This is a genomic window from Streptomyces roseoverticillatus (genome assembly GCF_000719265.1).
Classification (GTDB): domain Bacteria; phylum Actinomycetota; class Actinomycetes; order Streptomycetales; family Streptomycetaceae; genus Streptomyces; species Streptomyces roseoverticillatus.
This window is the reverse complement of sequence record NZ_JOFL01000008.1, coordinates 166,270-178,200: the sequence shown is the minus strand read 5'-3', so window position 1 is coordinate 178,200 and position 11,931 is coordinate 166,270. Positions and strand designations below refer to the sequence as shown.

Here is an 11,931-nt window from a genome sequence, read left to right as displayed (position 1 = left end):
GCGGCCGCGGAACGGGGGGCTGCGGCCGCCGGGGGGCGCGGAGATGGGTCAGCGGGTCTCGGTGACCTTCGCAAGGGCGCGGGGCGCGTCGGGGTCCTGTCCTCGGGCGACGGTGATCTCGTAGGCCAGCATCTGCAGGGGGAGGATCTCCAGGATCGGCTGCAGCTCCTCGGGCACCCCGGCCGCGGGCAGGGCGAATCCGGCCGTCCCCTTGGCCGCCTCGGCCTCGCTGCCGATGATCATCAGGTCCGCGCCCCGGCCGCGCAGCCGCTCCAGCACGGGCTGCAGGGCCTCGCCGCCGCGCCCCTCGGTGACGATGGCGATGACGGGCGAGATGTTGTCGACCATGGCGAGCGGGCCGTGCAGCAGATCGGCGCCGGAGTAGGAGAGGGCGGGGATGTAGCTGGTCTCCATCAGCTTGAGCGCGGCTTCCTTGGCAGTCGGATAGCCGTAGCCGCGGGAGGTGAGGACCATCCGTTCGGCGAAGCGGTAGCGGCCGGCGAGCTGTCTGACCTCGGCGGCGCGGTCGATGATGCTCTGCGCGAGGCCGGGCAGGGCCTCGGCCGCGGCCTTGCCGTCACCGCCGCCCGGGCGCAGGCCCTGGACGAAGAGGTAGAGGGTGAGCAGCGAGGCCGTGTAGGTCTTGGTGGCGGGCAGGGCCCGTTCGGGGCCGGCCAGGATGTCGATGTGGTGCTCGGAGACGGCGGCGAGCGGGGAGTCGGCGTTGTTGGTGACCGCGAGGGTGATCGCCCCGGCCTCGCGGGCGGCCTTGGTGGAGGCGACGAGATCGGGCGAGCCGCCGGACTGGCTGATGGTGACGGCGAGGACGTCCGTCAGGTCGGGCCGGGCCCCGTAGGCCGTGACGGTCGACATGGAGGTCAGGCCGCAGGGCTTCCCGAGCTGCACTTCGAGGAGGTACTTGGCGTAGAGGGCGGCGTTGTCGGAGGTGCCGCGGGCCGTGAGGAGCACGAAGCGGGGCTCGCGGGCGGCGACGGTCCGGGCGGTTGCGGCGATTTCGGGGGCGCCCCGGTCGAGGATGCGGCGCAGGACGGCCGGCTGTTCGGCCATCTCGGCGGACATGATCCCGCCCGGCTGCTCGCGGTGGTGGGCGGCGGTCGTGGCGCTCATTCCGGATACCTCCGGGGCGGGGGTGCAGTCCCAGTCGACCACGGGGTGGTGCGCGCCCGCCAGCCGGAAGCGGGGGCCCGGGCGGGTTCGGGCGGGGTTCGGGAGGGGCTTCCGGCGGGGTTACCGGGGTGCACCCCTCTGCTAGATTGGTCTATACCACACGATCCGCTCCACTCTTTAAGATCGGCAGGCCCCAGCGTGGAAGTTGTCATCGTCCCGGACGCCAAGGCAGGCGGCGAACTCATCGCGGAGGCCATGGCCGCCCTTCTGCGCCGCAAGCCCGACGCCCTGCTCGGCGTGGCCACGGGCTCGACGCCGCTGCCCGTCTACGAAGCCCTGACCGCCAAGGTCCGCTCCGGCGCGGTGGACGCCTCGCGGGCCCGCATCTGCCAGCTCGACGAATACGTCGGCCTGCCCGCCGACCACCCCGAGTCGTACCGCTCGGTGGTGCTGCGCGAGGTCGTCGAGCCGCTCGGCCTGACCGAGGCGTCCTTCATGGGCCCCGACGGCGCCGCCGAGGACGTCCAGGCCGCGTGCGAGGACTACGACCGCGCGCTGCCCGCGGCCGGCGGAGTGGACCTCCAGCTGCTCGGCATCGGCACCGACGGCCACATCGGCTTCAACGAGCCGTGCTCCTCGCTCGCCTCCCGCACACGCATCAAGACGCTCACGGAGCAGACCCGCGTCGACAACGCGCGCTTCTTCGGCGGCGACATCGAGCAGGTGCCGCACCACGTCATCACCCAGGGCATCGGCACCATCCTGGAGGCCCGCCACCTGGTGCTGCTCGCCACGGGCGAGGGCAAGGCGGACGCCGTGGCGGCGTCCGTCGAGGGCCCGGTCTCGGCCCTGGTGCCCGCCTCGGCGCTGCAGCTGCACCCGCACGCGACGGTCGTCGTCGACGAGGCCGCCGCGTCCAAGCTGAAGCTCGCGGACTACTTCCGCGCCACGTACGCGGCGAAGCCGGCCTGGCAGGGGCTCTAGCCGCATTCGCCGCAGCGGCCGGTCCGGCACCGCCGGACTGCGCCGCGGCGGTTGCGCGCCGTCGCGGCGGAAGACGGGCCCCGGTCCCGCCCTTTCGCCGTTTCCTCCTCCGGAGGGGCCTCGGCTTCTCTCTCCGCCGCCGCGGCGCGCAACCACCCGCCGCCTCACCGGCGGTGCCGGACCGGCCGTCAGTCGCGCGCCCCCGCGATGACCTCCGCGGCAGCGACCCCGCATACCCGCGCCGCACCATGCGTGGCGATGTGCAAGGCACCCCGCGCGGGGGCCGCGTTCAGGCCCATCTCCACGACGACCGTGTCCGGCCGAGCGTCGAGCAGCGCGTCGAGCGCCTCCGCCATCCACCCGTGCCGGTGCGCGTCCCGTACGACGGCGACGATCCGCCGGCCGCCCGCGGCCGCGAGCACCTCGGAGGGGCGGGCCGCGTCGCGGCCGTACGTGCCGGTCTCCGTGCCGGGCAGCAGCCGGGCGAGTTCGGCGCCGACGCCCCAGGGGGTCTCGTCGCCGACGGCGATGTTCGCCAGCGGGGTGAACGCGGCCACGTAGGCGGGCCCGGTGAGCGGCTCGTGCCCGGGCGCGGCGGTGACCCGCAGGGCGCGCCGGGCCGCGGTGAGTCCCACCTCGGGGGCGGGCGCGGTCCCCTCCTCGGCCGCGCCCTCCCCCGAGGTCCAGCGCGCCAGGGCGCGCACCCGTGCCGCGGCGTCGGCGAGCCGTTCCTCCGGCAGCTCGCCGGCGCGCACGGCGGCGACCAGCGCGTCGCGCAGCCGCAGCACGGTGTCCTCGTCGGCCAGCCCGCCGCCGACGCAGATGGCGTCGGCGCCCGCGGCGAGGGCCAGCACGCTGCCCCGCTCGATCCCGTACGTGCCGGAGATCGCCTGCATCTCCATGCCGTCGGTGACGATCAGGCCGTCGAAGCCGAGGCCGCCGTCGGCGACGGGCGCGCGCAGCAGCCCGTGCAGGGCGGCGGGGCTGAGGGTCGCCGGCAGGCCGGGGTCGAGCGCGGGCAGCAGGATGTGGGCGCTCATGACGGCCTTGGTGCCGGCCGCGACCGCGGCCCGGAAGGGCACCAGTTCGCGCTCGTGCAGCGTGCCGAGGCCGGCGTCGATGCGCGGCATGTCGTGGTGGGAGTCGACGGCCGTGTCGCCGTGCCCGGGGAAGTGCTTGGCGCAGGCGGCGACGCCGGCGGACTGCAGGCCCTCGACGTAGGCGGCGGTGTGCCGGGCGACGAGCTGCGGGCAGGCGCCGAAGGACCGGACGCCGATGACGGGGTTGTCCGGGTCGGAGTTGACGTCGGCGGACGGCGCCCAGTTGAGGTTGACGCCGCACTCGGCGAGCCGCCGGCCGAGCTCGCGGGCGACGGCGCGGGTGAGTGCGGTGTCGTCGACGGTGCCGAGGGCGAGGTTGCCGGGGAAGGAGGAGCCGGTGCGCACCTCCAGCCGGGTGACGTCGCCGCCCTCCTCGTCGATGGCGACGAGGACGTCGCCGCGCGCGGCGCGCAGCTGGGCGGTGAGCGCCGAGAGCTGCTCGGGGGAGGCGATGTTGCGGCCGAAGAGGCCGACGGAGGCGAGGCCTTCGCCGAGCCGGCGCAGCAGCCACGCGGGGGCGGTGGTGCCGGTGAAGCCGGGCTGCAGGACGGCGAGGGCGTCGCGCGTGAGCGTGTCCATGGGTGTAGCGCTAACCCTTCACTGCGCCGGAGGTGAGGCCGCCGACTGCCTTGCGCTGGAGGATGACGAAGAGGATCAGGATGGGCACGGCGAAGAGCGAGGAGGCGGCCATGGTGGCGCCCCAGTCGTCACCGAACGCCGTGCGGAATCCGGTGAGCCAGACGGGCAGGGTCTGGGCCGACGCGTCCTTGTTGAGGATCAGGACGTAGGGGAATTCGTTCCAGACGGTGATGAAGCCGAAGAGCGAGGTGGCCATCAGGCCCGGCGCCAGCAGCGGGAAGATCACCCTGACGAACGCCTGGGTGCGGGTGCAGCCGTCGACCATCGCGGACTCCTCCAGTTCCTTGGGCACGGCGGCGACGTAGCCGCGCAGCGTCAGGACGGTGAAGGGGAGCACCATGACGGTGTAGATGGCGATCAGCGGCGCGAGGCTGTTCAGCATCTCCGCGTCGCGCACGATGATGTAGTACGCGAGGGCCATGACCTCCCAGGGGGCCATCTGCGCCATCATCATCACCAGGATGAAGCCCTTGCGCCCCTTGAACCGCATCCGCGCGACGGCGAAGGAGGCGAACAGGGCGATCACCAGCGACAGCGCGACGGCGACGAGGGTGACGGTGAGGGAGTTGCCCACAAGCGTCCAGAAGCCGTCCGCGTCCACCGCCTTCCGGAAGTGCTCGAACGTCGGACTGGCCGGGAACCAGACCGGGTCCTCGCTGACGATGTCCTTGTTGGCCTTGAAGGCCGTGCTGAACATCCAGTACACGGGGAACACGAACGCGAGGAAGAGAACGACCGCGGTCGCTCCCGGCCAGATCCGGCCCAGGGTCGATCGCCTCACAGCTCGTCCTCCTCTTGCTTGAGCACCAGGCGCAGGTAGTACGCCGTCAGGGCCAGCAGGATCACGATGGTCAGGATGGAGATGGCGGCGCCCATCCCGAAGTGCTGGCTGCCGAAGCCTTCCTGGAAGGCGTAGACGGGCAAGGTCTCCGTGAGCCGGTCCGGACCGCCCTCGTTGATCGCGAAGACCTGGGTGAACGACTTGAAGATCCAGATGACTTCGAGGAACGTCGTCGCGAGGAAGAACGGCTTGAGGAAGGGGAAGGTCACCGAGGTGAACTGCTTCCAGGTGCCGGCGCCGTCGAGCGAGGCGGCCTCGTAGAGCTCCTTGGGGATCGTGGTGGTCGCCGCGTAGAGGTTGATCGCCACGAACGGGACCGACTGCCAGACGAGCAGCACGGTGATCACGAAGAAGGTGGAGAACTGCCCGCTGGTCCAGCTGTAGCCGGCCATGGAGTGCCAGCCGAGCTGGTCCAGGACGTGGTTGACGACGCCGAAGCGCTGGTCGAAGAGCCACTGGAAGACGGTGGTCGCGGCGACGACGGGCATCGCCCAGGCCAGGACCAGGCCGAGGGAGAGCAGCAGTCGCAGCTTCTTGCCCAGGCGGGCGAGGAGCAGTCCGGTGAAGCTGCCGATCGCCATGACGAGGACGACGTTGGCGGCGGTGAAGGCGACCGAGCGCCCGGTGACGCCCCAGAACTCGGAACTGCCGAGCTGCTCGGTGTAGTTGTCGGCGCCGGTCCACTCGGTGAGGTGCTGGATGAGCTGGCGCGGGCCGAGGGTCTGGAACGACAGCAGGGCGCTCTTCAGCAGGGTCCAGCCGAGCAGCAGCACCGTGACGGCGGCGGCGGGGAGGAGGAGCAGGTACGGCACGCCCCCGGTGAGCCGGCCGGGGCCGCGGCGGGGCGGCGGGGCGGCGCCCTTGCCGGTCCGGGAGGCGGGCCCGCCGGCCGTCGCCTCTTCGATCTGCGCTGACATCGTCGTCCGCCTTCTCCCCTGTCGAACGGTATTGCGTTGGTGCGTGTCGGTGCGCGGCCGGGCGGGGGCCGTCTCTCACGGCCCCCGCCCGGCCGTCGGGTCACTGCTTCTGGCTGAGGCGCTTGTTGACGTCCGCCTCGACCTGCTTGGCGGCTTCCTCGGGGGACTTGCCGTTCAGCACGGCCGTCATGTACGCCTTGATCGGGTTGGGGGCGTTCTCCACCGCGGCCCACTCGGGGATCAGCGGGGTGGTGCCGCCGCCCTTGGCGGCGGGGGCCGCGGCCTCGGCGGCGGCGTTGCCCTTCAGGCTGCCCAGCAGGGCGTCCTTGTTGGGGATCGAGCCGACCTCCTTGGCCAGCGCGGCCTCGTTCTTGTCGGACAGCGCGATCTTCAGGAACTCCTTGGCGAGGTCCTGCTTCTTGCTGCCGGCGGAGACGGCGAGGTTGGAGCCGCCGAGGAAGACGCCTTCGGGCTTGTCAGCGCTCTCACCGGGGATGGTGAAGTAGCCGAGGTCCTTCTCGATGGCCGGGTTGGCCTTGACGGCGGTGGCGGCTTCCCAGCCCATGCCGATGAAGGCGCCGGTCTTGCCCTTGGCGAAGACGTCGGCCTGCTGCGGGGTGGCCTCGTCCTTGTCCTTGGGGGCCTTGCTGAAGGCCTGGTACTGCTTGTAGACGTCCATGGCCTTGGCGACCTTGGGGTCACCGAGGTTGGACACCCACTTCTTGCCGTCCTTCTTCACCAGGTCCGCGCCGGTGCCGATGGTCAGGCCGTCGAAGAAGTACCAGTTCTGGCCGGGCAGGTAGAGCGGCTCGGCCTCGCCCTTCTTCTGGATGGCCTCCAGGGCCTTGAAGAAGTCGGCGCGGGTCTTCGGGACGTCGGTGACGCCCGCGTCCGCCCACACCTTCTTGTTGTAGATGACGACGCGGTTCGCGGCGTACCAGGGGGCGGCGTACTGCTTGCCCTCGAAGACGGCGGGCTTGTTGAGGGAGTCGGTCCAGTCGGCGCCGACCTCCTTCTTCAGGTCGCCGAGCTCGGAGAGGCCGCCGGTCTGCGCGTAGGAGGGGGTCTGGGTGTTGCCGACCTCGACGACGTCCGGTGGGCTGGACTCGGAGAGGGCCGTGGTCAGCTTCTGCTGGATGCCGTCCCACTTCTGGACCTGGACGTTGAGCTTGGCGCCGGTCTTCTGTTCGAACTCGGCCTGGACCGCCTTCGTCCAGCCCGGAGGGTTGGAGCCGTCCATGAACCAGACGGTCAGGCTCTTGTCCTTGGCGCCGTCGCCCGATCCCTTGTCACTGTCGCTGGACCCACAGGCAGCAACACTCACCAACATGGCCGCGACACCCGTCGCCGCTATGAGCCCTCGCTTCACAGCACTCTCCTCAAGGACCGAATGTGGTCTTTAATGGTTTAGACCAGTGCCCGCAGCTTGGCCTAGACCTTTTGGGGTGTCAAGGGTGTATAAGAGTCGCTGTCGGCTCCGTTACCGGACCGACACCTCGAGGTCGACCTGGGCGTCTCCGGGCCCTCGGGCTCTGCCCGTGCCACCATGTGACCGCGACAGACGGAGGAGCCGGTGACAGCAGCAGGATCGGAGTCGGGAAGGCAGGCCATGGCGACCGAGGGCGGTACGGCCGAGGGTGGCAGCGCGTCGGGCGGCGCGCGGACCGCGCGCGTTCCCAAGTACTACCGCCTGAAACGCCATTTGCTGGATATGACCGAAACCATGCCTCCCGGCACGCCCGTACCGCCGGAGCGCACCCTGGCCGCGGAGTTCGACACCTCCCGCACGACGGTCCGCCAGGCCCTCCAGGAGCTGGTCGTGGAGGGCCGCCTGGAGCGCATCCAGGGCAAGGGGACGTTCGTCGCGAAACCGAAGGTCTCGCAGGCGCTGCAACTGACCTCCTACACGGAGGACATGCGCGCCCAGGGCCTGGAGCCGACCTCCCAGCTCCTGGACATCGGCTACGTCACGGCCGACGACCGGCTCGCCAAGCTGCTGGACATCGCGACGGGCGGCCGCGTCCTGCGCATCGAGCGGCTGCGGCTGGCCAGCGGCGAGCCGATGGCCATCGAGACGACCCACCTGTCGGCAAAGAGGTTCCCGGCCCTGCGGCGCAGCCTCGTGAAGTACACCTCGCTCTACACCGCGCTGGCCGAGGTCTACGACGTCCGCCTCGCGGAGGCGGAGGAGACGATCGAGACGTCCCTGGCCACCCCGCGCGAGGCGGGGCTGCTGGGCACGGACGTGGGCCTGCCGATGCTGATGCTCTCCCGCCATTCGCTGGACGCGCGAGGGGAGCCGGTGGAATGGGTTCGGTCGGTGTACCGCGGAGACCGCTACAAGTTCGTGGCTCGGCTGCAGAGGCCGGCGGAGTAAGGGGGGCACGCGCCCGGACCCGGCTGGGGGTCCGGGGGTCACCCCCCGGGAAAGCACAGCATGGCGCGGCTGCAGAGGCCGGCGGAGTAAAGGGATAGGGCGGCGCGGGTCTAGACCTATTGACGGTCGTGACGGCGGCTCCTAGTGTCACCCGCGCCGAACCTCTGGCCTTGCGAGAGCCGTGCGAGAGGAACTCCATGAACGACGCCGCACCCGTGCGGAGTTACGAAGCGGCCGCCCCCGTCAACCGTCCCGGACTGCCCGTGGTCGGCCTCGACCGGGCGCACTCGCCGCCGAAGGTCCTCGCGCACGGCGAACTGCTCCACCGCTTCGTCGAGGGCGGGGAGATCCGGCCCGTCCACATGCGCATCGGCATCATGGGCGCCGGCAATATGCGGTGCGATTTCTGCAGCTTCCGCTCCCCCGCCGAGGAGCGGTTCTCCGACCTCTTCTCGTTCGAGGACGCCATCTCCACGGAGAACGCGGTTTGCCTGTTACGGGAATTCGCCGCCAACGAGGGGCGCGCGGTCACGTTCTGCGGCAGCGGCGAATGCACGGTCCACCCCGGCTATCCGGCCGTCTGCGACGCCGGGCACGAGGCGGGCCTGCGGATCGGTCTGATCACCAACGGCTCCCGGCTGGGGCGGCCCGCGACGGCCGAGTGCGTGGCCAGCACGCACACGTGGGTGCGGATCGGTCTGAACGCGGGCACGGAGGCCACCTTCGCGGAGATCACCCGCGACCGCGAGCACACCTTCGCCTCCTTCCTGGACAACGTCGGCAGGCTGCGGCAGTCGGCGATCGACCCCGACTTCCGCATCGGCTTCAATTACGTCATCACCGAGCGGAACCACCGGGAGATCGTGGCCGCCGCGCGCGTCGCCCGGGAGGCCGGGGCCCACTACGTCCGCTTCGAGCCCGAGTTCTGCACGGCACTGGGCCACGGGACGATCGAGCCGGTGATGGCCGAGGTCACGGCCGCCCTGACGGAGGCGGCGCGGCTGGCCGCCCCGGGCTTCGAGGTCTCCGTGCCCAAGCTCGACCGCGGCCCGGTGGACCGGGTGGAGGCCGTGGAGGGCGAGTTCGACCGCTGTCACTACAGCCGCTTCGTGACCGCCGTAGGCGCGGACGGGCACCTCTACCCCTGTCCGCAGGTCCACCTCCACAGCCGCTACCGCATCGGCAACGTGATCGAGGACGGGTACGCGGGCGTGCTGGAGGGCGGGCCGCGGGCGGAGTGGGAGGCGTCCGACCCGCTCCGGACGGACCTGTGCAAATCCTGCTTCTACCGGCCGCAGAACGAGCTCCTGGAGCTCCTGCGGAGCGGACAGGTCAAACTTGACGACGCCCTCGGCGCGTACGCGCTGGAGGTGCCGTCCACCCTGCACTCCGACTTCGTCTGACGACGTACCCCCGCGTACCGCGAAGGGCTCCGCGCAGATCCATCGTTTGCGTCATCTTCTCTCCGCCGAGCGCGCACTGGGGCCTGCCCCGGGGCGACGGGTTTTGACGTCCCATCAGGCGCTCAGAGGGACGCGTCGTTCAGCAGCTTCAGCGCCAGCTGCTTCGTCCGCTCGTCGGCCTTCTCCGCACTGCCGCTGTCGAAGGGCGGGGCCGGGTCGTACTCCACCCCGAGCTGCATCGCCCGCGCCACGTCGTCGCCGGCGAGGCGGGAGGCCAGGTGGAGACCCATGTCGATGCCGGCCGCGACGCCCGCGGCCGTGATGATCTTGCCGTGTTCGACGAAGCGCTGCCGCGTCCACACGGCGCCGGTCTCCTCCAGCAGTGGTCGCGCTGCCCAGTGCGTGGTCGCCGGGACCCCGCGCAGCAGCCCGGCCGCGCCGAGGATCAGGGAACCGGTGCAGACCGACGTGGTCCACACCGACCCGCGGTCGATGCGGCGGATCCAGCGCTGGACGGTGGGGTCGGCGCCGGCCGCGGACTGGCCGCGGGGGCCGCCGCCCGGGATCAGCAGGACGTCGGCAGCGGTCACCTCCGCCAGGGCGCGCTCGGCGACGACGCTCAGCTCGCCCGTGTCCGTACGCACCGGGCCGGCCTGCCGGACGCCCACGGTCACCACACGGACCCCGGGCACCCGGCACAGCACCTCGTACGGGCCGATGGCGTCGAGCGCGGTGAACCCGTCGTAGAGCAGGATCGCCACGACACGCTCACCGGCCCGCGCCACGTCGCCTCCGGCGGCCGGCCGTGCGTGGGCCGGCGTCGCGGCCCCGGCGCCGGCGACTCCCAGCGCCCCGGCCACCGCCGTGCCCAGCACACCGCGCCGGCTGGGTCCCGTACTCGTCCGCATGCGTCAACTCCCCCATGGATACAGGCCGTCCGCGCGGTCGCGCGGACGGGATCAGCATGCGGGCGCCGGCACTTCCGTCACAATGACGAGATTCCCACCTTTTCTGCCATCGGTCTCAGGAGCACCGGTTCCGTCCCGGCGTCGTGGTGCCGCTCCGCCCAGTTCTCCAGGGCCGTCCGGCACGCGTGGTCCAGGTGCCGGAGGCCGGTCAGGTCGAGCTCGATGGGCTTGTCCTTGGGGAGGGACTCCAGGGTCTCCAGGATCCTGGGCAGCCGCAGGAACGTCGCGTTGCCGGTCACCGTCACGACGAGCCTGCCGCCGGTCAGTTCACGGGTGGCGACGTGGGCGTGCGAGGTCTCCCACGCCGTCTTCACGACGGCGAGCAGCAGGCCGAGCACCACGCCCTCGAACATGTTGGTCGCGACGATCGCCACGGCCGTGACGGCGAGGACGACGGCCTCGCCGCGGTGCTCCCGCCACAGCGGGCCGAGCTCCTTGACGGGGACGAGCTTGCAGCCCGCGTGGACGAGGACGCCCGCGAGGGCGGCCAGCGGGATGACGCCGATCGCGGCCGGCAGCAGCACCGCGAAGAGCAGCAGCCACAGGCCGTGCAGGATCCGGGAGAGCGACGTGCGCGCCCCGGCCTGGACGTTGGCGGCGCTGCGGACGATCACCGCGGTCATGGGCAGGGCACCGAGCACGCCGCACACCGTGTTGCCCACGCCCTGGGCCATCAGCTCCTTGTCGTAGTCGGTACGGGGGCCGTCGTGCATGCGGTCGACGGCCGCCGCGCTGAACAGGCTCTCCGCCGAGGCGATGAGCGCGAAGGCGAGCACCGTGCCGAGGGCGGCCACGCTGGCGAGCGCGCCCAGGTCGTCCAGGCCGGGCGGCCGGATGGCATCGGCGAGCCCCTGCACCTCCACGTGGGCCACATCCAGGCCCGCCGCGGCGCTCACCGCCGTGGCCAGTGCGACCGCCGCGAGGGGCGCCGGGACGACCCGGGCCTTCGCCGGGAGCCGCTTCCACAGCACCAGGACGGCGATGGTGCCGGCGCCGACCGCGAAGGCGGTCAGCGCCGCGCGGTCGGTGGCGATGCCGGACAGCAGGCCCGGCAAGCCGGTGATCTTCGCCGGGCCGGAGCCGGGGGCCTTGCGCCCGGCCATGGTGTACAGCTGACCGAGGAGCAGGACGAGCCCGATTCCGGTGAGCATGCCCTGGACGACCGCGACGGAGATGGCGCGGAACCACCGCCCGAAGCGCAGTGCGCCGAGGGCGAGTTGCACCAGTCCGGTGACCAGGACGAGCGCGCCGAGGGCGCCGAGCCCGAACTGCTGGACGGCTTCGAAGACGAGCACCGTCAGGCCGGCGGCGGGCCCGCTGACCTGGAGGGTGCTGCCGGGCAGGGCGCCCACGACCAGGCCGCCGACGATGCCGGTGATCAGGCCGAGTTCGGCGGGCACCCCCGAGGCGACGGCCACGCCCACGCACAGGGGCAGGGCCACCAGGAAGACGACGAGGGAGGCGAGCGCGTCACGCCGCACCGCGGCAGCATCCTTGAGAGATTCGAGGGATTTGAGGGGCTTGAGGGTTCTGAGGGTTGTGCGCATAGCGGATGAGGGTTCTTCCTCGGGGAG

Annotated in this window: 10 protein-coding genes; 3 read left to right on the top strand and 7 right to left on the bottom strand. The window is 71.8% G+C overall.

Going from position 1 to position 11,931, the window contains the following annotated elements; all coding sequences use genetic code 11:
- Positions 1-48 precede the first annotated feature (48 nt).
- A complete protein-coding gene (locus tag IF61_RS0111750; RefSeq protein ID WP_030366263.1) occupies positions 49-1,128 on the bottom strand; it encodes an SIS domain-containing protein in 1,080 nt (359 codons plus the stop codon).
- Between the two features lie 198 nt (positions 1,129-1,326).
- Here IF61_RS0111750 and nagB point away from each other — a divergent pair, with 198 nt between their 5' ends.
- Positions 1,327-2,112 (top strand): glucosamine-6-phosphate deaminase, encoded by a 786-nt coding sequence (gene nagB / locus IF61_RS0111745; protein WP_030366262.1) that lies wholly within the window; start codon positions 1,327-1,329, stop codon positions 2,110-2,112.
- A 188-nt stretch (positions 2,113-2,300) separates the two neighbouring features.
- On the opposite strand, the gene IF61_RS0111740 is transcribed toward nagB, so the two are convergent.
- The 4 genes from IF61_RS0111740 to IF61_RS0111725 all read right to left on the bottom strand — a co-directional run bounded on the left by IF61_RS0111740 (position 2,301) and on the right by IF61_RS0111725 (position 6,978).
- A complete protein-coding gene (locus tag IF61_RS0111740) occupies positions 2,301-3,791 on the bottom strand; it encodes a glycoside hydrolase family 3 protein (RefSeq protein ID WP_030366261.1) in 1,491 nt (496 codons plus the stop codon).
- Between the two features lie 10 nt (positions 3,792-3,801).
- Positions 3,802-4,632, bottom strand: a complete 831-nt coding sequence (locus tag IF61_RS0111735; RefSeq protein ID WP_030366260.1) for a carbohydrate ABC transporter permease — start codon at positions 4,630-4,632, stop codon at positions 3,802-3,804.
- Entirely contained in the window at positions 4,629-5,609 is a 981-nt protein-coding gene (locus tag IF61_RS0111730) for a carbohydrate ABC transporter permease (RefSeq protein ID WP_030366259.1), read from the bottom strand. The genes IF61_RS0111735 and IF61_RS0111730 overlap by 4 nt, the downstream gene beginning before the upstream one ends.
- A gap of 100 nt (positions 5,610-5,709) precedes the next feature.
- Complete coding sequence (locus IF61_RS0111725; RefSeq protein ID WP_030366258.1) at positions 5,710-6,978, bottom strand: extracellular solute-binding protein; 1,269 nt, start codon at positions 6,976-6,978, stop codon at positions 5,710-5,712.
- 240 nt (positions 6,979-7,218) lie between these two features.
- Here IF61_RS0111725 and IF61_RS0111720 point away from each other — a divergent pair, with 240 nt between their 5' ends.
- Positions 7,219-7,986: a GntR family transcriptional regulator gene (locus IF61_RS0111720; RefSeq protein ID WP_030366257.1), complete on the top strand. Its 768-nt coding sequence runs from the start codon at positions 7,219-7,221 to the stop codon at positions 7,984-7,986.
- 197 nt (positions 7,987-8,183) lie between these two features.
- Complete coding sequence (locus IF61_RS0111715) at positions 8,184-9,389, top strand: radical SAM protein (protein WP_078660147.1); 1,206 nt, start codon at positions 8,184-8,186, stop codon at positions 9,387-9,389.
- Between the two features lie 122 nt (positions 9,390-9,511).
- Here IF61_RS0111715 and IF61_RS0111710 read toward each other — a convergent pair whose 3' ends face one another.
- Both IF61_RS0111710 and IF61_RS0111705 read right to left on the bottom strand, forming a co-directional pair.
- Positions 9,512-10,297 (bottom strand): DJ-1/PfpI family protein, encoded by a 786-nt coding sequence (locus IF61_RS0111710; protein ID WP_030366255.1) that lies wholly within the window; start codon positions 10,295-10,297, stop codon positions 9,512-9,514.
- A gap of 77 nt (positions 10,298-10,374) precedes the next feature.
- On the bottom strand, positions 10,375-11,904 hold the full coding sequence (locus IF61_RS0111705) for a SulP family inorganic anion transporter (protein WP_052392635.1): 1,530 nt from the start codon (positions 11,902-11,904) through the stop codon (positions 10,375-10,377).
- Between the last annotated feature and the right edge of the window lie 27 nt (positions 11,905-11,931).

Bases quoted from the DNA above. Each gene is read 5' to 3' on its own strand.
- IF61_RS0111750 (WP_030366263.1), bottom strand. From the start codon at position 1,128: ATGAGCGCCACGACCGCCGCCCACCACCGCGAGCAGCCGGGCGGGATC.
- IF61_RS0111740 (WP_030366261.1), bottom strand. From the start codon at position 3,791: ATGGACACGCTCACGCGCGACGCCCTCGCCGTCCTGCAGCCCGGCTTC.
- IF61_RS0111730 (WP_030366259.1), bottom strand. From the start codon at position 5,609: ATGTCAGCGCAGATCGAAGAGGCGACGGCCGGCGGGCCCGCCTCCCGG.
- IF61_RS0111720 (WP_030366257.1), top strand. From the start codon at position 7,219: ATGGCGACCGAGGGCGGTACGGCCGAGGGTGGCAGCGCGTCGGGCGGC.
- IF61_RS0111715 (WP_078660147.1), top strand. From the start codon at position 8,184: ATGAACGACGCCGCACCCGTGCGGAGTTACGAAGCGGCCGCCCCCGTC.
- IF61_RS0111710 (WP_030366255.1), bottom strand. From the start codon at position 10,297: ATGCGGACGAGTACGGGACCCAGCCGGCGCGGTGTGCTGGGCACGGCG.
- IF61_RS0111705 (WP_052392635.1), bottom strand. From the start codon at position 11,904: ATGCGCACAACCCTCAGAACCCTCAAGCCCCTCAAATCCCTCGAATCT.